Origin of the sequence: Aliikangiella coralliicola (genome assembly GCF_007004725.1) — a bacterium.
In the GTDB taxonomy this organism is placed as follows: domain Bacteria; phylum Pseudomonadota; class Gammaproteobacteria; order Enterobacterales; family Kangiellaceae; genus Aliikangiella; species Aliikangiella coralliicola.
Genome location: NZ_ML660166.1, coordinates 408,182 through 433,314, shown reverse-complemented (window position 1 = coordinate 433,314; position 25,133 = coordinate 408,182). Strand labels below are relative to the sequence as shown.

The following is a 25,133-nucleotide window of genomic DNA, read 5'->3' as shown; positions in this document are numbered from 1 at the left end:
TCGAATATGATAAATGCTCAAACTAATATCGGGCAGTGGACTTGCTGGACGAATTTTGATCAGTTGTATTGCTTTTTTGAGATATTTTGTATATTATCTCGCCCAAATAAATAGATTGAAGCTGTTATTTATTTTCAGGAAAATTTGGTACTAGTAGTCAGGAAATGGAACTTCGCATTAGCGAGTTTTCGCCGGGATACATCAAACTCCCTCCTTTCTTACCGTTGTTTTCGCTACACGGTGCTCCGCTTTTTTTAGCGGTTTAATCCGGTTATTCGTTTTATTAATTTCAGCTTTTCTTTATTGACTTAGCTCTTTGAATTTTTAGAGACTTTTGGCTTTACCGCTGATTGGACTCGAGAAATTCGATCTGTATTAACAACAGAGTCGATTGACGCACACTTGCGGACAATATTTCGTTCTTAAGTTGCGTTATTGCGTTGTTTTACAAGAAATTCACAAACTGGAAGAAATCACAGTGGGGTATACTGGGTTGAATTATTTAAAAAGTATTATCGCTTCATCCGTTGCATTAATTTTTGGCTTTTCAGGTGTGGTTAATGCCACCAATGAAATCCTCGGAGATTTTAACGGCGATGGTAATCAGGATGCTTTCGTACAGGCAATTAATCCCGGCGAAGCTTCAAAAATTGAAGCAAAGCAGGGCGTCCCTGATCTTCTTTACCATCGAACATGGACTACAACCCACCCCGATATTCCAGCCATTCCAGATTGGAGTGCAGACAGTTACACCGCGCTCAGTGAAAATCTGAATTCCAGCCCAGGAGACGAGTTGCTCCTTTTGGGCCACAATAAAATCATTCTGTTACACGACGATATTATTACGCCAATCCTAATTCCTAAAAGCATTCGAAATGCCATCATTTCCTGGACTGCTTCTGGTACCGCTTCTTTTGCCTCATTTGACCTCGACGTAGACCCAAATAATTTCAACCCACAGTTTGCGGATTTCGATGGGGATGGCGATAAAGAGATTTTCATTCAGAATAAATCGACTCGTGGCACTTCATACATAGTTACCGGTGAGGGTTTGGTTTCTCAAACCTTAGTCAATGGCTACCTGGGAACTGACTGGTCAATGGGTAGCACAATTGTTTTAGTTGACGAAAATGGTGATGGGCGTGTGGATATGCGCATTACTGATGCTAGTGGTAATGTGACGGTGGTTTATGCTTCGGGTAGTGGGACTTTTGTGACTAATCCTGTCCCGCTAGAGCCGGGTTATGCGAAGAAATTTAGTGGAACCGTTGATGATGCCGATTTGTCAACGCCGACAGTCCCTGCTAATCAAGCTGTTGGTGCCGTTGAAGGTCAGGCCGGTGTGTCTGGTGGTGCGGCATCCTATCAAATTCCAATCGCGTTACCGCCTGGACGAAATAAAATGCAACCTTCTGTTGCCATTGGCTATTCCTCTCGAGGTGGCAATGGTGTTGTTGGTGTTGGCTTTTCCTTGTCCGCCGGCTCTGCAATCAGCCGATGTTCTTCGACTGCCGCGCAAGACGAAGCAAACCTTGGTGTGCAGTATCACGCGACTAATGACCGATTGTGTTTGAATGGCTCTCGATTAATCAAGGTTAGCGGTAATTACGGTGAATCGGGGACTGAGTATCGAACGGAAATTGATAGCTTTGTCACCGTGACTCAAAAAGGTGGCGGCATTAATGATGCGACCACTTATTTTGAGGCCCAATCGCGCACTGGCAATATCACAACTTTCGGTAAAAATTCTCGCGGAAATAATTCTAAAGTTATCCCTGCTGGTGCACCTGCGACACTATCCTGGTTAATCGATAGTGAAAGAGATTTAAGCAACAATGCGGTTCACTATGATTATCAAGTTCAGACTAATCCAGGCGAAGTTCTATTAACTCAAATAAGCTATACAGGAACCAGTGATGGAGTCACAGAAGCACTCGGTAACCGTTACGTATCATTTGAATATGGACCTAGAACAGACGTTTCAAGTAGTTACCTGGCGGGCGGTTTGTCTCGACGTACCAAGCGACTTGAGAAAATTATCACTAAGTACAACACCACGCCTATTCGCGAGTACAACCTGGTCTACAAATACTCTGGTGCAACTAATAAATCGCTGTTATCGACAATTCAAGAATGTGGTTATCGCGCGGCCTCAACTAAAGAATGTTTGCCAAAAACTGAATTTAGCTGGATGGATGATGCGGTTACTTATGAACTTGAAGCATTTACGTTAACGAAGACAGATGGTTCACAGGTTTCGCCATTTAAACCAGATAGCAAAGGTGTCGCGGTTGATTTCCAGAGAATCTTACCACGTGGTGATTTGAATGGAGATGGTGTTAAAGACTGGCTATCAGGAGGCTCCAGAACTTACGGTGATGGAACAACCGCGAGTTTCCCAGGATATTTTTATAATGCGGAAGGAAATAGTGCTGTTTCGCACGACTTTGAGTCTGGCCGATGTGGTGAAGATTTACCAGTGAATAACCAATCCGGTAGCTGTAGTTTCGCTGATTTCAATTTAGATGGGCGTACTGATACTTGGTCAGGTAGTGCGAGTAATTCGAGTATCACGCTTTACTACACCCAACTAGATTCGAACAATTCGCCAGTGAAAGGTGCAGCGATCGATACGGGTATTGTCGCTCAGAGAGATTACTCTATGACTACATCATCTGTTTATGGGTATACTCAACCATCGCTGATCCCTGATATCTCTGACTACAACGGCGATGGTCTTCCAGACCTGTTGGTTTACAATCAACGGCAGCTAAAAATTTACCTGCACAATGGTAATGTCAATGGAACAAACCCTTATACCGATGCAGGGATCTTATTTCATACTCACACAACCAAAAATTTCGATGTCTTATTTGGCAATATTGCTCGCAACGTTGATGTTGTGCAGTCGGTTGGTGATATTGATGGGAATGGTTTACCGGATTTTCTAATCCTTGACCAATATAACGATGAAGATGATTATTTTTATCCGACACCGCAACCACAAACTTTAAAACTGATCCATCACGGTAGCAATGGGATCTATTTTACCACTGTTGATATCTCTGGTTACGCCTCAAATGTTGGGTACTCACAATTTTTTGATGTCAATGGAGACGGGCTAGCGGATTATTTATATTGGGACACTTCAAACGGACAATACTTCAGAATCAATAAAGGTAACGGATCATTTGGAGAGGCTGTTTTCTTCGATAGTTCATTCGGAGATATCCGACTTTACCAGGTAAAAAATGGATATGAAGATGGTGGTGGCCAAGCAACGAAAAAGACTCCGCTGCATGTCAAAACTTTAAAATATTCCGCTGGTATCCGTGGAATGGATGTTAATGGTGACGGTCGCCAAGATTTGTTAATACCAACAACGCGTGTTATTGAAAGTTGTGTCTTCCATGAGGACTTTCCCGTGGGGGCTCCAGACAGAATTGAACGATGGTTCTGTGGTGATGAACTATATGGAAAATACTGGGATCGCATACAACAAAGCGGCAATACCTGGTTCAACGTTCGCCGAGAAATGCCGGGCTCTGCGGTAGATGAAGGTATCTATCAGTTTGACGTTATTTATTTTAATGAACAAGCCGATGGCACTATTACCACGAGCAAAGCTGATTCAGGTTTTGTTGGTCCGCTGACCCAGGCTGCATCGGTTGATGCTTTTGGTAATGGTCTAACTGATCTGGTATTTACCTATGGACCGCGACGTGAATCCGTGCGACGAAAAATTGAAGCGTCTCAAGAGAGTAACCACGCTGTGCTTGGCCGAAACTTTGATACTTATGTTTATCGTAATCGGGGAAGTGCGTCAGGCGAAAATTATGCGCCTGTGGATATGCTTCAGTCGGTGACTAATGGCACTACGGCAAATAACGGAATGCAACTGCAAAGTTCCTGGGTGTATCGTCCGTTAAGTACAGGTGAGTTTAAAGCGGGCACAGATAATTTTTATGACCCTGACTTTGCAGCAACTGATACTGACCCAGATTACTTTAACTTTACCTCCAGCATGTACACGGTTGCTCAATTTAATCAAAGCAACGGCGTTGGTGGCACAAGTTCAACCAAGTATCGATACAATGGCGCTATGTACAACAATAAAGGCCGCGGTTTCCAAGGCTTTAACTCGATTATTGTTGATAGTCCGAGTGATACAAGAAGTGTTTCTGAATTCCACCAGAAGTTCCCGCTATCGGGTCAAATCGAAGCAATTCGAACGTGTCTGATTGCCGATTCGAAACCCGAGTGTGCCGATGGGTTCTTGAGTAAAACTACCAAAACCTATCACCAAACAAATACAGCGAATAGTTCCGTTCACTGGATAGTGCCGCACGTTAGTACACAAACTCAATATGCGCTGAATAATCGAGCGACCGAGTTGTCAACCTCAACGACAACGATTGAAGCGGCAGAACTGGATACTTATGGCAACATCAAGAAAACGGTTTCCACGGTTAATAATGGGTTTAGCACCGTTAAAACAACGGTCGTTAACGATTTTGATACCAGTGCAGCAGGCTGGCGAAATAAGCTGAACTGGACCAGTGTTCAGACAGAAACGATGTCAGGCTCAGCGATTTATGACGCGGCATTAGACCCTGTTAAAAAGGTGAAAACCAGTTACACCTGGACCAGTGCCAGGTTGCCTGACGTGGTGACAGTCACGCCAGAACTCGGCGGCGGTAAAACTACCGAAGTTGATACTGATTACAATGCCTATGGTTTACCGACAAAAGTGTCGACCTACGAGTCTGGTAGTACCGACAAGCGAGCGGTTGAAACCAAGTACTCAGCCGATGGTGAAAATCTAAGTACAGACGGTAAAGGGTATTTTGTTTACCAGGTTATCAATGACAAAGACCATGTGGTTACCACCAAGACTTACCCGACTCATGGTCAGGTGAAGTCGGTCACCAGCAATAGCCTGACGACGACCACTGAATATGATGCCTTTGGGCGGGTTGAGAAGATTACTCCGCCGGCAGATTCGGGACAACCCAGTTACCTGCGTTATGCCACCTGTAATAATGGTTGTGATGGCTTATCGGATACCAATATTCGATATAAGGTGACGACCTATTCAGCCGGCGCACCAGAGTCTGTTGAATATAAAGACCAGTTGAATCGCGTCATTTATAGCAAAACTGAAGGGTTTGACGGCACCGCTATTTTTGTCAAAGCCCAATACGATAATCTGGGTCGAATGACGTTTGAATCCATTCCTTCCGGAAGTGCTTCTGAAACCTTGGGTACAACCTATGACAGTTATGATGCACTGGGTAGATTAACCAAGAAAAGTGTCAGCCAGCCGTACAATAATAAAATGGAAGTGATTTACGCTTATAGCGGCCATCTCACTTCGATTAGTGCGACGGATGTGATTAACGGTGTGACCAATTCAATGAGCCGAACCTATAGTGGTAACGGCCAATTGATGCAAACCAGTCAATATGATGGCGAACAAGATATTATCACCCAGTATGCTTACGATTCATCGGGTAATCCGATTGTCTTGCAGGATGGTAACGGCAATCCGATTAAAGCGGAATACAATGCACTAGGCCAGAAGAAATACGTCAACGACCCGAATATGGGGACTAAGACTTTTGCCTACACCGGGTTTGGTGAAGTCTATAGCGAGCTGGATGCCAATGGGGATACTTACTATTACGCATATGACGATTTAGGTCGTTTGCAGTATCGTTATCTGAATGTTGTTCCGACGCCGAGTAATACCAGCAGTGCTGAAGCTTCCTTTAGCTATGACTCGCAGTGTGAAGGATTACCGGATGGTGAAACCCGTCTTAACCTGCCGGCCGGTGAGAGCTTTTCCAAGAGTTATGGTTATGATGCCTGGTGTCGTCCCTTTGAGACCATTACCAATATTGACGGAACGGCCTACAAGGTATCGACCCAGTACGATGGCAACTATGGTCGCGTTAAAGCGGTCACTTATCCAACGGGATTAACGGTTGAGAACGTTTATAACGAGCGCGGTTACCTGACTCAAGCCAAAAATGCGGCGAGTGGTTATGTGTATCACCAAATCGATAAGATGGATGCACGGGGTCAATTGCTGGAAGCGAAGAAAGCCAATGGTGTGTTAACCGAAGGTTTTGAGTATTGGGACGAAACCGGCCAAATGAAGAAGGTCTACACCCAGACAACGAATGGTGCGTCTCAGCGACATCGAATTGAATATTCGTACGATGGCTTTGGTAACCTGAAAAACCAGACGGTTGAGAATAAGCGCAATGGTCAGACGATTATTTCGAAGGAAGATTATAAGTATGATGCGTTGCATCGATTGAAAATCTCTTCCCGTGACATTGGTGGTGTTGCTGAAACTGACATTACTTATGACTATGACAAGGTGGGGAATTTAAAGAAAAAGGACGATTACGCCACCAGTTATGTTTATGGCACCGTTGCTAAGTCAAATGGCAATGCCGGTCCTAACGCGGTTTACTCGGTTGCCAAGATTAATAATGGCGGCACCAAAACTTTCAATTACGACAATAACGGTAACCTGCTCTCTGGTGATGGTAAAACCATTGCTTACAATGCCTTTAATAAACCGGTGTCGATTAATCGTAATGGGGTGACCAGCTTATTCTCTTATGGCGCCGACCAGATGCGCTATAAGCAGGTTAAGAAAGGCATTTCTGGTGGTGATGAAGTGACTCGTTATGTTGACAAGGTGTATGAAGAAATCACACATAACGGTAAAACCGAGAAGAAACTTTACCTGGGTGATGCGATTGTGACTGAGACGGTGAATAGTAGCGACACAAGCTATAAAGTGGGGTTTGTGCACCGTGACCGGTTGGGCTCTGTGGTGACCATTACCGATGAGACTGGTGAGGTGGTTGATAATAAGAGTTATGACCCGTTTGGTAAGCCGCGGAAGGGAACTCTGGAGCTGGTTGACCCGGCGAATCCGGCGACATTGACGCAGATTGCTTCTTTAGATGGTTTTGAGTTACAGACTGACCGTGGGTTTACTGACCATGAGCATCTGGATGATGCTGAGCTAATTCATATGAATGGGCGGGTTTATGATTATAATTTGGGGCGGTTTTTGAGTGTGGACCCGTTTATTCAGGCACCGGGGAATTCACAGAGTATGAATCCCTATTCGTATATTATGAATAATCCGTTGGCGGGGGCTGATCCTAGTGGTTATCGGAGTATTTGTAAAACGAATACAAATTGCGAAACGATATGGGTTAACCCTCCCGAAGGTGAAGGCAAGGTAATTATTTCTGACGATAATGGAAAGCGTGTAAATCAAGCGCCAGCCGCGAAACCGGCCGAAACACCAAGTCCTGAAAATATAGAAAGCCAAGAGCAAGTTGCAAGCGAAACTCCCGAACAAAACGAGAGCGGTGGCAGCGATGCCCGAAATTCTAGTGGGGGAACAAATGAATCTAGTAGTGTTCCTGTAGATAGTGTTTTTAAAGGTAAAGGAAAGGCGACTCTTAAGTGTTTGTCTGCTTGTCAGGCTAGAGCTAGAGGAGATACGAATAGTCATGGAAGAGATGTTTTACCTTCTGTAGATACTACAGAGATGACTGCGTCTATAAGACAAAGTCAAGAGGCTGCTGTTAACTATTTGCATGTCCTTTCATATTTAACAATGGCGGGAGATGCATACGCTTTAGCTTCAGGAATTAGACTTGCAGCAGGGCGATTTATAGCTTCGAGAAGTGTATCTGCAAATGTTTCGTTGGTTGGGGCTGGAGATGATTTGGCAAAAGCAGCAAATTGGCTTAAACCTAAAGAAGGTTATTTTGATGTTCTTATTCATGGAAGTGAAAAAGCATTCCATGTTTTACATAATGGCAAGTGGGTTCAGTTGACGCATCGTTCATTAGCTGCTTTTATTAGAAAAAATGGTTTTACGGGTCAATCAATAAGGCTAATATCATGCAAAACAGGGGCTTGCAGTAGCGGTGCAGCTCAGAATTTAGCTAATAAACTTGGAGTAAGTGTTTTGGCTCCAACTAAAAATGTATGGATTCACCCTAGTGGTAGGATGACTATCGGCTCACCTTCTCGAAGCACAGGAGAGTGGGTCTCTTTTAGGCCGGGAGGTTAAAATGAAGAAACTTAAAAAAATTGGCTTTTTTTCGGAGCTAGAGCTCGGTGAAGATAGCATGTTAAGTTTGGAAAACAGTGTAGGAAAATTTACTTCTAATATAGAAGATACAGTCAGTTATTTAGAAGCTGGAGTCGCCATATTTGTAAGCCCAGGACTTTCGGTTGACGTGTTAAGTGAAGATAAAGAGATAATCGGAACGATGGAAATTAGAACCGATGGAGAGTGGGCATGGCCTAGCGATTTAACTCATTATCTAACTAAGTATAAGGTAGAATTACCCCAGAATTTCATAGACCACATTAAGAGGCAAAAATCTCCACCACAAAATATTGATGTGAGTAGGTTAGATTTGTAACAAATATTAAAGCAAATTAAAGGACACCCATAATTTAAAAAGATTAATATTTTGAATTTCTCTTGAATTGAGGACTATTTTCAGAGGATCAATTTCTACAGAGGCAAGTTTCAAGTCATTGAAACTAATTGATTAGCCAAAACGGAAATTTCGATCAGAAATTTCGATCAAGGGGGTCAGATCACTTGCGACTAACGATGGCTGTAAACTCACAAAGCTTAAAGATTATTTCTGGGTGTAAGAAACGTCTTTTGCCCTTGCTGGTTGATTAAATTTCATTGAAAATGAGCGCACCAAACTATTCAAGGATGAATAATGGCTCGCTTGCCTCGACTTAATCTCCCTGATATTCCTCAACACATTGTTCAGCGAGGTAATAATCGCCAAGCCTGTTTTGTTACCAAGCAAGATCGAATTGTTTACCTGGAAAAACTGAAGGAGTATTCAGGTAAATTTGAAGTTGCGGTCCATGCATTTGTCTTAATGACGAATCATGTTCACATACTGGCGACCCCACATCAAGGAGAAGGAGTCAGTTTAATGATGCAAGCTCTCGGTCGTTACTATGTTCGGTATTTTAACAAAATACATGCTCGAACCGGGACACTTTGGGAAGGACGATTTAAATCGGCATTGGTTGATACCGAGAACTATTTTTTAACAGTCAGTCGATATATTGAACTGAATCCTGTTAGAGCAAAAATGGTAGAGGCGCCTGCGGAATATAAATGGACAAGTTACCATCATAATGCCCGTGGTATTAGAGCTAAATTAATCACAGAGCATCCATGTTACTTGAGCTTGGGATGTAATGATTTAAATAGACAATCAGCTTATCGTGCTTTGTTTGATTCACAGCTTAGCCGATCTAAGTTAGATGAAATCAGAAGTGCGACGAACCGTGCGTGGGTGCTAGGTGGTGAAAAGTTTAAGCGTGATATTGAAATTAAATCGGGAGTTCAAATAATATTTAACTCGTGGGGTGGAAATCGATGGAATGTTGAAGAGTCATGTTGACTATCAAGTGATCTGACCCCCCTTGCTCTGAGTGAATGATCGACTTCACAGTCGATTAGCTGATTCGTATATTATCTTAGAGCGACGCTGATTTTCTGCATTCGAAAATGACCGCCATGGTTTTGATGGCTTGGTCAAAGATTAATATTTATCGTCGTTCGATGAAATAAGAATACATAGGTTAACCTAATTTTCGTGAAACTAATTATTGAGTTTTGAGATTCTTTTGTTTAAAATATGACCTTGAGTTTCGATATGTTTTGCTCTGTATTTAGCTTAATCAACCTTATAGCTTTGAAATATCGAGAATAGTTGAAAAATAGCGTTGAGTTTCCTCGTTAGTTTTCAAATTAGTAGTGTCAGGAGATCGGTTGTATTTTTTAGTTAGGAAAAGGAATTTAAGTCATCATCCTCGTTGAAGCATGAGTGGTTTTAGTGCTCATTTCTTATCTTTCTATTAGCTCTTAACGACTTATAAGTCGACAGTCGACCCCATGCAATAAATATTAAACAGTAAGAAGTTGACTATAGATTGAAAATCTAGTCGATTTTGTTTTTGATATACAAGAATTTTAGAGCACGATTGAAAAGATGATTGTTGTTTCTATCAGTATTCCATTTTAGTTGCACATTTGGGCACTTTATTTTTATGTTTGTGTATGCCATATCGTCATAAAAAAGAGTGAAATTTGGTTTCTTCCAATTGGCTGGAACCAGACAAAAGCAAAAAATAGCGCGAGTTTATCGATACAATTGACAGGCAATGCGCAGCATTCAAAAGTTTTGAAAAACAGTCAGGATTGTTATTTATTTAATCGAGAAAGAAGAGTATGTTTATGTTAAAAAAATTGTTTCTAGTAGCCTCTATTTGCTTAATGTCAAAGACAGCGTTTGCCGCAGGAGTTTGGCATACCAGTAAAATTAAAATGATATACCCGTTGGCTGATGGCAGTGTTATTCTTACATTTAAGAGCGATAGTGCTAGCTGCACTAATGCGGGGATTCCAAAACATTACCAACTCAAGGTCAATTCAAACGGAGTGACTGAGACGGCTCTAAATAATATTTATTCTATTGCGATGTTGGCATTTTCCACAGGAAAAAATCTCACAATTTATTTTGATGATAGCACCAGTAGTTGTTACATCAATAGAATGTTGATCGAAGATGAAGATTAATCAATGCTAGCTGGTTTATTGAGAGTTGAATCGATATTAATCAGATATAAGTGATCTTGGAAGAGGGTATATGATGAAAAATGTAATAGTTTTGATGTTAAGTGCATTAATTAGTTTACAGGTAGCTGCGACGAGTAAAACATGGATTGGTGGTGCGCAGGTAACAGATGTTAAGTTGGCTGGCTCGCCAATATTCATTCACCTAAATGGTGAGAGGTTGATCAATTTGACTTCCTCTGGTGGTCAATGTGAATTATGGACTGATGATGAAAATATTATTGCAGCGGCTGTGAAAGCAAAAGAATCGGGAATGGAAATGGACGTACGATACGTCGCTGATGGAGAGTTGCAATGTAAAGTTGACCTGATGATGATTAAGGAAAATCTTTAATGTTGAGTCCGTTTTTTGAACTAATCCAGCTAAAAAGATCCTATAAGTTATTTTGAGTAACTGACAATCTAAATGTGGTCAATAAGGCGGTCTTTAAATTTAATCATAAAACTATTTAGGGCCGCTTTCCAATTCCTGAACTAAATGAATATTATTTTTCTTTTCTTATTAGTTTCATAAAACGACCACTTACGTGGTGCATCAGTTCTGCTCTACCTCGTTTTACTGATGATACTGTAGAACATAGAAACACACGATGAGAACCTAGTTCGAACGAATTTTTAATTAATAACTCTTCAATTTGAGTTGACCATTCAGGTACTCTTAATTCATATTCTTTCGAATGTATGGCTTGAATACTTAACTCAGACCAATCAATACTTTTTTTCTTATGATGCTCTCCCAATTGATAAACTAGTTCTGATTGATGAATGGGAACACCAGCTATTGCTACCTGTTTTGATTTGAGCATAAGTTCAATAGAAGGGCTGGTTTGTCGTAAAGAAAGAGAATAAATTTCGTTGTTATCTTCACCTTTCAGAGAGCCGATTAAATCCATTGGGAACAGATTGTCATAACCATCATTACTTACTGACACCAAGACAACTGGCCTCGGTAGAGAATAAAATAGCGCGAATGCCCTTAGATCTTTATCATCCATAATAAAATTAAAAGGCTTTTTATTTAACTTTCTCCGTAATAAAACTAACAAGTTATCAACTAGATCTAGATGTTTGGGAAGCGTATAGTCTGATACGCGTTTTATAGTCGCAGTTAAATAAATGGCATCGCCTATTTCAACTTTTTCGTGAACAGATAATTCTAACTGGCCGAATAAACGAGAGCCAAAATTCGGATATGTGCGAAGGTTTAAATAAATATTACTGTTTTTTAGTTGATTAAGAGATTTTTCCATATTATGACTTAGCGATATGGAAAAAATAAGTGGTCTTAACGACCATATAACGCAATTATTTGACACATCAAATTGTTGGTTTGCGAAAATAAGCTCCAGCTGAGAAAGTTTGGGGTCTGGGTAGAATCCTTTGCAATATGTTTGAGAAATAGGTTTTGGAATGATTTTATTGAGCAGTAGGTTACTATAATTTCTCAACCGCTTAGTCGCTCTAGGCATTTCTTTTCCAAACGTACATTTGAAAAGCAGAACCTGATGGTAATACAAACGGAAAGTATCGTAACAGCAACTTTGAAACTCTTCCAATAAGAGAATTTTGATAATTTTCAGATAACCTGCTGACACTTAAAGATCTCTCTTTAAGAACTAAGTTTGGCATTCTTGAAGATAAAAAATTTTTTCTGTAGTAGTTATAAGTTGTGGAGTGTAGTTGAGAACGAGCGATACCTGAGATAGCCAAATTGATTAATACATTAAAAATGCGAAGCATTTTAAAGTGTCCATAGAAAAAGGGATTTCCAATTGAAAAAATAAAATAGCCTCCTGGACTAACCATGTTTGAGATGTTTGTTAGTTCTTGTGAGGGGGTTTCCAAATGATTTAACGATGAAAAATTTGATATTACTGAAACCGGACAATCTGTCTGAGTTGTAATTTGATTAATTACCGATGAGTCGCCATGCAGTAGCTCTACTTTGTCAGTAAGGTTATTTTCTTTAACCTTTTTATGGGCTCTTTCGAACATTGATATAGAAGGTTCAATTATGCAAACTTTGTAGCCTTTTTTTGCCAGGATAATTGCGTCAGTTCCAGTGCCTCCACCGACATCGACTATTAAGTGGTTGGTCGGGATTTTATGCTCAACAATCTTAAGCAGTTTTCTACGATCTGATCTATTGAACGAATTTTTTGAAATCTCACCATCATACTGTTTGGCGAGTTCTTCGTCATATATGGAGTTATCAGTCATACAGAGGAGCTAGTGATTATGTTGATTAAATTATTATATAGCGAAATTGTGAAATATACCGTAACCCTGTCAAATTATAATTCGATAGTATTATGGTGAAAATAAACTCAATACTCTGGATAGATTTTTGTATCAGGTTTACTAATATCGCTTAAAAAATACCGCACGACTTTGCTAATAATATTGAACAACATAAGTCCTGTTCAAACCGAACGCCCACAAATTCACTGACTTTCCACATAATTCCATAAAATTTAACTATTTATTTATAACTGAGATCGGTTATCATTACTATTAACAATAACTTGAATATCAATGAGTTCCAACATGCGCAGATTATTTTGCACCATTCTCCTATTATCACCTTTGTTGTTAAGTTCAATCGCTAACAGTGCTGAGGTCAACGTCTACTCAGCTCGAAAAGAAGCGCTAATTAAGCCATTGTTGAAACGGTTTACAGAAGAAACCGGTATCAAGGTGAATTTGGTTACCGGTAAAGCAGATGCTTTGATTAAGCGATTGGAAGTCGAGGGAAAAAATAGCCCTGCTGATGTTTTGTTAACCGTTGACGCTGCACGATTGCATCGTGCGAAGCAGCAAAACCTGTTGCAAAAAGTTCACTCAGATTATCTATCCAAGCATGTCCCTCAAAATTACCGCGATGATGAAGGTTACTGGTATGGCTTATCGTTGCGGTCAAGAGTCATTGTTTACTCTCCAGAACGAGTTCCGGGCAAGCAGTTGTCCAGCTATGAAGATTTGGCGGACCCCAAGTGGCAAAAGAAACTGTGCGTTCGTTCATCTTCTAATGTTTATAACCAATCGCTAGTCGCCAGCTTAATTGCTCATAACGGGGCAGAGGCCACTGAAAAATGGGCTAAAGGGCTGGTAAACAATTTTGCTCGTTCTCCTAAGGGCGGTGATCGTGACCAAGTTAAAGCCGTGGCTGTTGGCCAATGTGATTTAGCGCTGGTTAACACTTACTACGTCGGTGGAATGCTTGAATCAAAAGTTGAAGCCGAGAAAAAAGCTGCAAGCAAAGTGAGCGTATTTTGGCCAAATCAATCCAGCCGTGGCGCTCATGTCAACCTGAGCGGTATCGGTATTACTCAATCGGCCCAGCATAAAAAAGAAGCAATCAAGCTGCTAGAATACTTAGTGAGCGATGCAGCTCAAACCTGGTACGCAAAAGCCAACTATGAATACCCTGTTGTTGCTGGTGTAGCGAACAGCGCTTTACTCAAACAGTGGGGAGAGTTCAAGCCAGACGCAATTAACATGGACCTACTTGGAAAGTACAATGCCGAAGCTGTTTTATTAATGGATAGAGCAGGTTGGAAATAGTCGAATCTGTTATTACTACCCGCTCAATTTGTTGATTCGGTTAAACTAGAACCATCGGCACGAATAACTAAATAATGCCGCGTAACGATGCGATAAGTCAGTCTTCAAACACGCCTTCATTTTCAGTAAACATCCAATACTGGAAAGTTGGCGCTATTGGGCTGGCTTTATTTTTTTCCATTCCGCTTTTAACAACCTTTTTCAGTATTTTTATTCCAAACGGCGAAGTCTGGCGGCATTTGTACGATACGGTGTTGATGGAATACTTGGGCAATTCGTTGCTATTGATGTTAGGTGTGGGCGTATTAAGCCTTTTAATGGGCGTTTCATCTGCCTGGCTGATCACTATGTGCCAGTTTCCCGGCAGCAGAGTGTTTAGTTGGTTGTTGTTATTACCGATGGCGATGCCTGCCTACATTATTGCCTACACTTACACCGGAATTCTTGACGTTTCCGGACCGCTACAGGAATGGATTCGAACGAGTTTTGAGGTTGGGTTTGGAGACTATTGGTTTCCTGATATTCGTTCCCTCGGCGGCGCGACTGTATTGCTTTCGCTGGTTTTGTATCCCTATATTTACTTGTTAACTCGCGCTGCCTTTATTGAACAATCTGTTTGCGTGCTGGAAGTTTCCAGAACCTTAGGCTGTAACGCGTATCGTATGTTTTTCAAGGTAGCCTTACCGCTAGCAAGGCCGGCGATTTTAGTCGGGCTGTCATTGGTTTTAATGGAAACATTAGCTGATTATGGAACCGTCCAATATTTTGGTGTCGCTACGTTTACCACGGGTATCTTTCGCACCTGGTTTGGTTTGGGGAACAACGTCGCTGCCGCACAACTATCTGCGTTTATGTTGTTATTTGTGATTTTATTGGTTTACCTGGAGCGCCGTTCGCGCAAGCAATCTCAGTATTATCATACAAGTTCAAAATATAGCCAGATTAACCCCATTAAGCTCAAAGGGGCCGGTGCTGCTTTAGCCTGTTCGTTATGTGGGACTCTAGTTTTATTGGGCTTTATTATTCCAGTATATTTTCTCATAAGTTGGGCGGTTGCCACATTTTCCAGCGTGATTGACGAAGAATTTTTGCTGTTGATATGGCATAGCTTTTCATTGGCTTTAACCACGGCAATTATTGCATTAATTCTCGCCATGTTTTTTATTTATGGTAAACGTCGTTACTCTGGGCCTCTGATGAATAACGCAACTCGCTTTGTCGCCATGGGTTATGCATTACCCGGTACCATTATCGCAGTGGGGGTCATGTTACCCTTTGCCTGGTTTGACAACACATTAGACGCTTGGTTACGTGAAGAGTTTGAGATTAGTAGTGGTTTGTTGTTAAGCGGCGGACTATTTATTTTAGTGATTGCCTATCTGGTAAGGTTTTTGGCCGTTTCTGTCAACGGTGTCGATGCTGCATTGGCGAAAGTTAAACCTAGCATGGATGAAGCTGGAAGAACCATGGGATTAAAAGACGCGGGAATAGTCAGGAAAATTCACATGCCGATGATAAAAGGGAGTCTATTGACTGCAGCGCTTCTGGTCTTTGTAGATGTGTTAAAAGAGTTACCTGCAACTCTGATTTTACGTCCGTTCAACTACAATACTTTGGCGATACGAACTTATGAGTTAGCCAACGAAGAACGTTTGGCTGATGCGGCAACCCCGGCATTAGCTATTGTGTTAGTCGGTATTATTCCTGTAATCTTGCTCAGTCTTTCAATTCGGAAATCACGCCCAGGTTATAATGCACGCTCTTGAACTGAAAAATATCAATGTCAGTTTTTCAGCTCGTCAGGTGCTGAATTCAATCTCTTTGCAAGTTAACGATGGCGAAATTATCTGCCTGCTTGGCCCCAGCGGCGGCGGCAAAACTACGCTACTAAGAACCATCGCTGGTTTTCAAACCATCGAAGATGGTGAAGTCTGGATTGCTGGAAATAAGTATTCGGACAATAAAGTCAATGTTGCTGTTGAAAAGCGTCGGCTGGGAATGGTATTCCAGGATTACGCATTGTTCCCCCATTTAACAGCCAGGGAAAATATTTGTTTTGGCATCTATCAACTAGCAAAGCCAGAACAAGACCAAAAGATCGAAACGCTTTCTGAATTATTGGATATGAAAAGTTTCATTGACCTTTATCCCCATCAACTTTCTGGTGGTCAGCAGCAAAGAGTGGCTATCGCCAGAGCTATGGCGCCTGAGCCCAAATTATTATTATTGGATGAACCATTTTCTAGCATGGATGTAGAATTGCGCGAACTCTTAGCAAGAGATTTACGCAGAGTTTTTAAGACCGCTGGAATAACAGTCATCATGGTTAGTCATAATCAACATGAAGCCTTTGCGATGGCAGACCGAATAGGGCTGATTAATGGCGGTAGTTTGCAGCAGCTGGATTCTGCTTTTGGCCTTTATCATCGACCCAATAATGAATTTGTCGCTGATTTTATTGGAGAAGGCGTCTTTTTAGATGCTGTTGTTATCGATGAGCATTGTGTTGATACGAAGCTTGGCCTGTTGAAAGGGAATACTCAACACGGCTATAAAGCCGGTGAGAGTGTTAGAGTATTTGTTCGTCCTGATGATATATTACACGATGATGAGAGCGAGAAAACCGCTGTCGTAATTGATAAGGTTTTTCGAGGTGCTGAGTTTCTTTATACCTTAGCGATCAATGGACAAGAACAGGTTTTGAGCCTTGTACCCAGCCACCACGACCACCCGGTTAACGAAGCGATCGGCATTCGGCTAGAGATCGAACACTTAGTTGTATTTCCTGCAAAATAAAATTGCTAAAGGTTAGGCTTACAGATTTCCTTCGGGAATACCGACCAAGCGATAGACTTCGGCTTCTGGTATGACACCAACTCAGCTATTTTACTCCTTTTGGCGAGATTTTCGTTGAAGTTGCAATTATTCCGCCAAAACCGCTATTTTTATTGCTCTGAATGCACCATCTATGATATAAAGCGCGCCGTGTCAGTTAATCTCGATTGACACCTAATTCACACGCTATTCGACACGGCTATCAGGGTGCTTCTTTGGTTAATGACTGAATGAGGTTGGTAGTTGGGAATAGCGGAGGCAAAACCCTTAATAATCAGGAGTTTATACAATGGCAAAAGTCACTATGCGTGATATGCTTCAGGCGGGCGTACATTTCGGTCACCGTACCCGTTTCTGGAATCCAAAAATGAAGCCGTACATCTTCGGCGCACGTAACAAAATTCATATTATCAACTTAGAGCACTCACTACCTCTATTCAATGACGCATTGAACTTCCTAAGTTCTGTTGCTGCGAGAAAAGGTAAAGTTTTATTCGTCGGCACCAAGCGTAGCGCGAGTAAAATTGTTCGTGAAGAAGCAACTCGTTGTGGTCAGTTCTTTGTTGATAAGCGTTGGTTGGGCGGAATGTTAACCAACTATAAAACGATTCGTCAGTCGATTAATCGTTTAAAAGAGTTAGAAAAGCAAAGCGAAGACGGTACTTTTGACCGTTTAACTAAGAAAGAAGCTTTATTGCTGACTCGTGAAATGACTAAGTTAGAAGCTAGTATTGGCGGTATTAAAAACATGGGCGGTCTTCCTGACGCGCTTTTTGTTATCGATGCTGATCACGAGCACATCGCAATTTCTGAAGCGCGAAAATTAGGAATTCCTGTTATTTCTGTTGTGGATAGTAACTCTAACCCTGATGGGGTTGATTATGTTATCCCTGGAAATGATGATGCGATTCGTGCGATTCAACTTTATCTTTCTGCGGCTGCAGACACCGTTCTTGATGGTCGTCAAAGCGTTGCAACAGCACCTGCTGAAGAAACCAGCGATGAATTTGTAGAAGAAGAGAAAGAAGCTTCTGCAGAGTAGTCCTCGCTCTCAAATAACTAAAATAGGGGGCTAAGCCCCCTATTTTGTAGCTTTTCAGACATGATTGGCTTGATAAAGTGTCAATTTGAGCACCGGAAGCGATCAGAAAAGCTTGAATGCTTATATTTAATTTTTGGAGATAAACATGGCAATTACCGCTGCATTAGTTAAAGAACTGCGCGAAAGAACTGGCGCAGGAATGATGGAATGTAAAAAAGCCTTGGTCGAAACCAATGGCGATATTGAAACTGCAATTGATAACATGCGTAAATCTGGTGCTGCAAAAGCTGAGAAAAAAGCAGGTCGAATTGCTGCTGAAGGAATTATCATCACCAAGTCATCAGATGACGGTAAGTTAGCTGCGATTGTTGAAGTGAATTCTGAAACTGACTTTGTTGCACGTGATGAGAACTTTAAAGCATTTGCTGACCAGGTTATCGACGCTGCACTAAGCAACAAAACTTCAGACATCGACACGCTAAACGCAACGACTTTGGCTTCTGGTGAAACAGTTGAAGCTGCACGTACTAACTTAGTCGCTAAAATCGGCGAAAACATCGGCGTGCGCCGTGTTCAAATCGTTGAAGCAAGTGAAGGTGTACTAGCTAGCTACATCCATGGCGGAAGAATTGGTGTTGTTGCTGCGCTTAAAGCTGGCGATCAAGATTTGGCAAAAGACATTGCAATGCATGCTGCTGCTACTAATCCTCAGTTCGTTCGTCCAGAAGATATTTCTGAAGACGTTTATAACCGTGAAAAAGAGATTTTTACAGCGCAAGCGAAAGAGAGTGGTAAGCCTGCTGAAATCATCGAAAAGATGATTGTTGGTCGTATGCGTAAATTTGCTGCTGAAGTTAGCCTGGTTGGGCAAGCTTTTGTTAAGGATCCATCAATGACTGTTGGCGAATTACTAAAGAAAGCTAACGCTGATGTGACTTCTCTGGTACGATTCGAAGTCGGTGAAGGTATTGAAAAGAAAGAAGAAGATTTTGCCGCTGAAGTAATGGCTCAAGTAAAAGGGGAATAATCGTCATGCCAAGTTCTGCGCCTGGAAAGAATCGTAAAAGAGTTCTGCTTAAGTTAAGCGGAGAAGCCTTAATGGGCGCGGAGCCGTTTGGTATTGATCCTTCAGTACTAGACAGAATCGCCACTGAAATTAAGCACTTAGTTGAACGCGGTGTGCAAGTTGGTATCGTGATTGGCGGTGGTAACTTATTTCGAGGTGAGAAATTGGCTAAGGCCGGTATGAACCGTGTGGCAGGTGACCACATGGGAATGTTGGCTACGGTGATGAATTCTTTAGCAATGCAAGACGCACTCGAGCGCCTCCGCGTAGGTACTCGAGTGATGTCCGCGGTTTCGCTAACAGGCGTATGTGAAGATTATGATCGTCGTTTTGCGCTACGTTTTATGAAAGCGGGACAGGTTGTCATATTTACAGCAGGAACAGGTAATCCATTCTTTACGACGGATACTGCAGCATGTTTGCGTGGTATTGAAATTGACGCTGATGTGATCTTGAAAGCAACCAAAGTCGATGGGGTCTATTCGGCAGATCCTAATAAAGATCCAGACGCGGTACGCTACGATCAATTGACTTATAATGAAGCGCTGCAAAAACAGTTGGGTATTATGGATTTAACTGCTTTCTGTCTAGCGCGTGATCATGAGAAAAATATCAGAGTATTTAACATGCAAAAGCCTGATGCTTTGATTAATGCTGTTTTAGAAGAGAGTGAAGGCACTCTCATTACTTGCTAGTAACTTTTTAGGATAAAAAACGGAGCGCCAAAGTGATTAATGAAATAAAGCAAGATGCCAATACGCGAATGGATAAAAGCATCGAATCATTCAAAGTCGCATTACAAAAAATCCGCACTGGTCGAGCACATCCTAGTTTGTTGGCTCATTTAACCGTTTCATATTACGGTGTTGATACACCGCTAAGTCAGGCTGCTAATGTCTCAGTACAAGACGCTCGAACATTGACTGTTCAACCATTCGAGAAATCGATGATCCAGCCGATAGAAAAAGCGATTATGGAATCTGACATTGGTATCACACCAAATACTGCTGGTAACCTGATTCGATTGCCACTGCCTGCCTTGACTGAAGAGCGTCGCAAGGACTTAATTAAAGTTGTCGGTAATGAAGCAGAATCAGCGAAAATTGCTATCCGAAATATTCGCCGAGATGCTAACTCAACTTTAAAAGAATTGGAAAAAGAAAAAGAAATTAGCGAAGATGAAGAGCGTCGCGCAGAAGATGAAATTCAAAAACTGACCGATAGCCATGTGAAAAAAGTGGACGAGTTGGTTGCTGAAAAAGAAAAAGAATTGATGGAAATATAGTTCCATTTGACAATTGTAATCATTGAGCGCCGTGTTATCGGTTGATGACACGGCGTCCTTGTATTTATTACAGACGTAAATTGAAGTGAATATTCAAGCGTGATGCGCGGAGTGACTTTTCTCATTCGAGGCTCAGATTAATTAAGAAGATGAATAAAAAACTGAGTTGAGATTGAGAGCAGGAATTAAGAGAAGGAATTAAAGAAGTACTAAAAGAACTACTAAAGAAGTAGGAAGATATTGAGAACAAACAATAAAAATATCAGCTGAGAACTAATTTACTGAAGTAGAAATAAGCTGAAACCATTCAAGCTAAAAATGACGAACTGGAAAGTATTAATCGAACACTATGACAGACAATAATTTGCCCGATAATATTGAACCCAATGCCACTAGTCATACCTTGGACGAGGCTAACAAGATTCCGAAGCACATCGCAATCATCATGGATGGTAATGGGCGATGGGCGCAAGCCCGCGGAAAAAAAAGAACTCGCGGACACAAAGCCGGCGTAGAACGCGCAAGGGAAATAGTCGAAACATCTGGAAAGTTGGGCGTAGAATCTTTAACCCTATTCGCGTTTAGTAGCGAAAACTGGCAACGACCTCAAGAAGAGGTCTCTTACCTGATGGAACTATTTGTTATCGCGTTAAATCGCGAAGTCAAAATGCTCAATAAACATTCAGTGAAATTAAATTTTCTTGGCGATACTTCCGCATTTAACAACAAGTTACAGGAAAGTATTGCTAAGGCGGAGCATTTAACAAAAGATAATGATAAATTAAGGCTAAATATAGCGGCTAATTATGGTGGTCGATGGGATATCGTTAATTCTGTCAATTCGTTGTTACAGGAAAATGCCGGTATTTCGAGTATTAGCGAAGAGCTTTTAGATTCCCGGTTAGCCACATCTCATTTGCCGCCACTGGATTTACTGATCCGCACCGGCGGTGAAGTCAGGATCAGTAATTTTTTGATTTGGCAGGCAGCTTATGCCGAACTTTATTTTTGCGATACGCTTTGGCCTGACTTTGACGCTAATGAATTGCAAAAAGCCGTTGATGCTTATGCAAAAAGACAACGTCGCTATGGTAAAACCGGTGAACAAGTCCAGGCTGATGGTGATGAGTGAACGCCTAGTGATAAATGATGATCAGAATAGCGAGCAATAAAGAATGTTAAAACAGAGAATATTAACCGCGCTATTTTTGCTACCACTGATAGTGGTATTATTTTTCTTAACGCAGTTAGAATATTTTGCAACTGCAGTTGCGATAATCGTATATCTTGTTGCGTTAGAGTGGGCGAAGCTGGCTGGAATTAAGTCTAGTGTACAAGGTTCTTTTTATGCACTAGCCATTTCAGTTGCCAATATTGGTTTATGGTTTATTGGTGACGACTTTTTGTTTTGGCCTTCTTTGAGTTGGCCTAATACCCTTGTTTGGGATTATCCAATGATTATTCTGATGTCAGGCATTGTTGCAGTGACTGTCAGCGTCGTAATCGCGATGACTTACTCCAGCTTACCGAAATGGTGGGCTAATTTACCTGTGAGAGGCTTGCTCGGGTTTGCGTTATTGCCAGCGCTATTCGTCGCATTGGTGAGTATTCGAAAAGTTGATTATTTATTTGACTTCTATCGCGGCGGTGCCCTGGTTCTATTTATGTTTTGTATGATTTGGGCTGCAGATACCGGCGCTTACATAACAGGTAAAATCTTTGGTAAAAACAAATTAGCGCCTGTTGTTAGTCCCAATAAAACCTGGGAAGGCGTTTTTGGCGGCCTTTTTCTGAGTGTAACCATTGCCTGGGTTGGCGCTTATTTGCTGAAGCTTGATATTAATGACCCGCTAGCCTATAGCCTGGTGGCATTTGGTTTAGCTGTTTTGTCTGTGCTCGGTGATTTGTTCGAAAGTGCGATGAAAAGGGTTGCGAATATTAAAGATTCTGGAAACCTGCTTCCAGGCCATGGCGGAGTCCTCGACAGGCTCGATAGCACCATTGCTGTTGCGCCATTCTTTTTCTTAAGTTATAGCTATTTCGGTTGGTTTTGATGAAAGACAAAATCTGCATATTAGGATCAACCGGTTCTATCGGTTGTAGTACGCTTGATGTGATCGAGCGTAATCCGGATCAATATGAAGTTGAAGTCTTAACCGCGAATACTAATGCTGAAAAACTAGCGGAACAGTGTAAAAAATTTAATCCAAAGCTGGCCGTACTAAAAGATGAGAATGCGGCAGAAGAATTATCAAAGCTACTCTCAAATCTAGGATGTGATACAAAAGTGGAGTGTGGCGAGCAAGCTTTAGTCAATGCTGCCAAGTTCCCCGGGGTCGCAACCGTTGTTGCAGCGATTGTTGGTGCTGCAGGCTTAATGCCCACATTAGCTGCGGTTGAGTCTGGACATAAAGTCTTGTTGGCCAATAAAGAAGCTTTGGTCATGAGCGGCGAACTTTTTATTAACGCCGTTGAAAAGCACCAGGCAGTATTGTTGCCTGTGGATAGTGAACATAATGCTATTTTTCAATGTCTTCCAGGAGCAAACCGGCAAGGTCGTCCTGAAATGAATGGCGTTAGAAAAATTTTACTGACGGGATCCGGGGGACCATTTCGAACCATACCTATCAGTCAGCTTAGCGAAGTGACTCCCGATCAAGCCTGTGCTCACCCTAATTGGGATATGGGCCGCAAAATTTCCGTTGATTCGGCAACAATGATGAACAAAGGACTGGAGTTAATTGAAGCCTGTTATTTCTTCGGAGTTGAGCTGGAGCAGATTGACATAGTGGTGCACCCACAAAGTATTGTTCATTCAATGGTTTCTTACATTGATGGCTCTGTACTTGCGCAAATGGGTAATCCTGATATGCGTACACCAATCGCTCACACACTAGCGTGGCCAGAGAGGGTCAATGCCGGCGTTGAGCCGCTAGATTTTTATACCATGTCAAATCTCACTTTTGAGCCTCCGGACTTTGAGCGTTTTCCTTGTTTAAAATTGGCCTCAGAGGCAATGCTAGCTGGCGGCACATCTCCATGTATTTTAAATGCTGCTAATGAGACAGCGGTTGCCGCTTTTCTGGACGGTAAAATTGCTTTTACTGATATTGCGAAAGTGATTGAAATGACCCTCTCAAATACGACTTTAGTAACTGCTGATTCACTGGAAAAAGTGTTGGCCGCTGACGGTGAAGCACGACGAGTCGCTATCGACATTATCGAAAAGGGAGTGATTGTTTAATGGACTATTTGTGGAATGCATTTTATTTCATTATCGCACTGGGTATTTTGGTGACCATTCATGAATATGGACATTTCTGGGTTGCTCGAAAACTGGGCGTGAAAGTGCTCACCTTCTCTGTTGGGTTTGGCAAAGCCATTTGGCAACGCCGTGGAAAAGACGGTGTAAATTATGTCATTGCGGCCATCCCTTTGGGTGGTTACGTTAAGATGCTTGATGAACGTGAAGGAGAAGTTTCTGAACAGGACAAGCAGTTTGAATTCAACCGAAAATCCCCCTGGGCTCGCGTTGCGATAGTATTGGCGGGACCAGTCGCTAATTTTCTATTGGCTATTGTGCTCTATTGGTGGATGTTCATCATGGGGATTGATGACTTTTCGACACAGCTTGGAAAAATAGAACCCAATTCAATTGCCGGCAAAGCAGGGTTGGTTGCTGGAGATGTCATCACAAAAGTCGACGGCGATGAAGTCGTCTTGTTGCAAGATGTGGTCAAGGCAGTAGCGCGACGTCTGGGAGAAAAGACCGAAATTGAATTGGAAGTGACTGACCGCTCTAACGTGCCCAAAAAGGTTATTTTGTCACTCGAAAATTGGCAAGTTGATTCCTCACAACCGAGAATTTTGAATTCTTTGGGTATTCGTCATGCACTACAAGATATCGTAGTCGCACCGATTCTCAATGTGGTCAATAAAAACTCGCCTGCAGATCAAGCTGGTCTCAAGCCTGGGGATGTGATCAAAGAATATGATGGGAGAGCTGTCGCGAGCTGGCAGGAGTTGGTGAGTAATATAGAGCCGGACGCTGGCAAAGCAGTCAAACTATTAATTGAGCGAAATGGTGAACTGAGCGAGATTTCTGTGGTCATAGGTTCTCACGAGCGTGATGGTAAACAAGTTGGCCTGTTGGGCGTAATGCCTAAGCCTGCGGATTACTCTGAGCATTACCGAATTAGGGAAGGCGGCGTTTGGGAGTCATTCGAATTGGCACTCGCCGAAACGGGAAAAATGATTTCACTCAGCGCTCAATTGTTTAAGAAATTAATAATCGGTGATATTTCGCCGAAAAGCCTCAGCGGTCCTTTTTCGATTGCTAAAGGAGCGGGTGGTAGTGCTGAGGCAGGACTGGTACACTTCATCAGCTTTGTGGCGATGATTAGCGTTAATTTAGGGTTTATTAATCTATTACCCATTCCAGTATTGGATGGCGGTCGTTTGCTCTTTTACTCGATAGAGATATTAAAGGGCAAGCCTTTGTCAGAAAAAGTACAAGAGATAGGTATGCAAATTGGCATGCTGATGGTGTTTGCCTTAATGGCAATTGCGATTTTCAACGATTTAAGGCTCTATTAGAGCGTAAAGGTTAAAGATT

The 25,133-nt window shown here is 41.9% G+C and carries 17 protein-coding genes; 16 read left to right on the top strand and 1 reads right to left on the bottom strand.

The window, feature by feature from the left end; all coding sequences use genetic code 11:
- Positions 1–391: 391 nt before the first annotated feature.
- From FLL46_RS17325 to FLL46_RS17305, 5 genes are all read left to right on the top strand, one after another.
- Positions 392–8,116, top strand: a complete 7,725-nt coding sequence (locus tag FLL46_RS17325; protein WP_142932579.1) for an FG-GAP-like repeat-containing protein — start codon at positions 392–394, stop codon at positions 8,114–8,116.
- A gap of 1 nt (position 8,117) precedes the next feature.
- A complete protein-coding gene (locus FLL46_RS17320; RefSeq protein WP_142932578.1) occupies positions 8,118–8,474 on the top strand; it encodes a hypothetical protein in 357 nt (118 codons plus the stop codon).
- 315 nt (positions 8,475–8,789) lie between these two features.
- Complete coding sequence (locus FLL46_RS17315; protein ID WP_142932577.1) at positions 8,790–9,491, top strand: transposase; 702 nt, start codon at positions 8,790–8,792, stop codon at positions 9,489–9,491.
- 836 nt (positions 9,492–10,327) lie between these two features.
- Positions 10,328–10,669: a response regulator receiver protein gene (locus FLL46_RS17310; protein WP_142932576.1), complete on the top strand. Its 342-nt coding sequence runs from the start codon at positions 10,328–10,330 to the stop codon at positions 10,667–10,669.
- Between the two features lie 70 nt (positions 10,670–10,739).
- On the top strand, positions 10,740–11,060 hold the full coding sequence (locus FLL46_RS17305) for a hypothetical protein (protein ID WP_142932575.1): 321 nt from the start codon (positions 10,740–10,742) through the stop codon (positions 11,058–11,060).
- A 1,127-nt stretch (positions 11,061–12,187) separates the two neighbouring features.
- On the opposite strand, the gene FLL46_RS17295 is transcribed toward FLL46_RS17305, so the two are convergent.
- Positions 12,188–12,946 (bottom strand): class I SAM-dependent methyltransferase, encoded by a 759-nt coding sequence (locus tag FLL46_RS17295; protein ID WP_142932573.1) that lies wholly within the window; start codon positions 12,944–12,946, stop codon positions 12,188–12,190.
- Between the two features lie 327 nt (positions 12,947–13,273).
- Between FLL46_RS17295 and FLL46_RS17290 the strand changes: the two genes are divergently transcribed.
- From FLL46_RS17290 to rseP, 11 genes are all read left to right on the top strand, one after another.
- Positions 13,274–14,290 carry a Fe(3+) ABC transporter substrate-binding protein gene (locus tag FLL46_RS17290; protein ID WP_210418735.1) on the top strand — a complete coding sequence of 339 codons (1,017 nt, stop codon included), beginning with the start codon at positions 13,274–13,276 and terminating at the stop codon, positions 14,288–14,290.
- Positions 14,291–14,364: 74 nt separating this feature from the next.
- Complete coding sequence (locus FLL46_RS17285; protein ID WP_142932571.1) at positions 14,365–16,056, top strand: ABC transporter permease; 1,692 nt, start codon at positions 14,365–14,367, stop codon at positions 16,054–16,056.
- Positions 16,043–17,086, top strand: coding sequence for an ABC transporter ATP-binding protein (locus FLL46_RS17280; protein ID WP_142932570.1), 1,044 nt, complete (start codon positions 16,043–16,045; stop codon positions 17,084–17,086). Before FLL46_RS17285 ends, FLL46_RS17280 begins: the two co-directional genes overlap by 14 nt.
- Before the next feature lie 328 nt (positions 17,087–17,414).
- Positions 17,415–18,167 (top strand): 30S ribosomal protein S2, encoded by a 753-nt coding sequence (gene rpsB, locus FLL46_RS17275; protein ID WP_142932569.1) that lies wholly within the window; start codon positions 17,415–17,417, stop codon positions 18,165–18,167.
- A gap of 145 nt (positions 18,168–18,312) precedes the next feature.
- Positions 18,313–19,194, top strand: a complete 882-nt coding sequence (gene tsf / locus FLL46_RS17270) for a translation elongation factor Ts (protein ID WP_142932568.1) — start codon at positions 18,313–18,315, stop codon at positions 19,192–19,194.
- Between the two features lie 5 nt (positions 19,195–19,199).
- A complete protein-coding gene (gene pyrH, locus FLL46_RS17265) occupies positions 19,200–19,928 on the top strand; it encodes a UMP kinase (protein WP_142932567.1) in 729 nt (242 codons plus the stop codon).
- Between the two features lie 32 nt (positions 19,929–19,960).
- Positions 19,961–20,518, top strand: coding sequence for a ribosome recycling factor (frr, locus tag FLL46_RS17260; RefSeq protein WP_142932566.1), 558 nt, complete (start codon positions 19,961–19,963; stop codon positions 20,516–20,518).
- A 349-nt stretch (positions 20,519–20,867) separates the two neighbouring features.
- Complete coding sequence (gene uppS, locus FLL46_RS17255) at positions 20,868–21,650, top strand: polyprenyl diphosphate synthase (protein ID WP_142932565.1); 783 nt, start codon at positions 20,868–20,870, stop codon at positions 21,648–21,650.
- 43 nt (positions 21,651–21,693) lie between these two features.
- Positions 21,694–22,572 (top strand): phosphatidate cytidylyltransferase, encoded by an 879-nt coding sequence (locus FLL46_RS17250; RefSeq protein ID WP_142932564.1) that lies wholly within the window; start codon positions 21,694–21,696, stop codon positions 22,570–22,572.
- Positions 22,572–23,762, top strand: coding sequence for a 1-deoxy-D-xylulose-5-phosphate reductoisomerase (gene ispC, locus FLL46_RS17245; protein ID WP_142932563.1), 1,191 nt, complete (start codon positions 22,572–22,574; stop codon positions 23,760–23,762). The genes FLL46_RS17250 and ispC overlap by 1 nt, the downstream gene beginning before the upstream one ends.
- A complete protein-coding gene (gene rseP, locus FLL46_RS17240; protein WP_142932562.1) occupies positions 23,762–25,114 on the top strand; it encodes an RIP metalloprotease RseP in 1,353 nt (450 codons plus the stop codon). Before ispC ends, rseP begins: the two co-directional genes overlap by 1 nt.
- Positions 25,115–25,133: the final 19 nt, after the last annotated feature.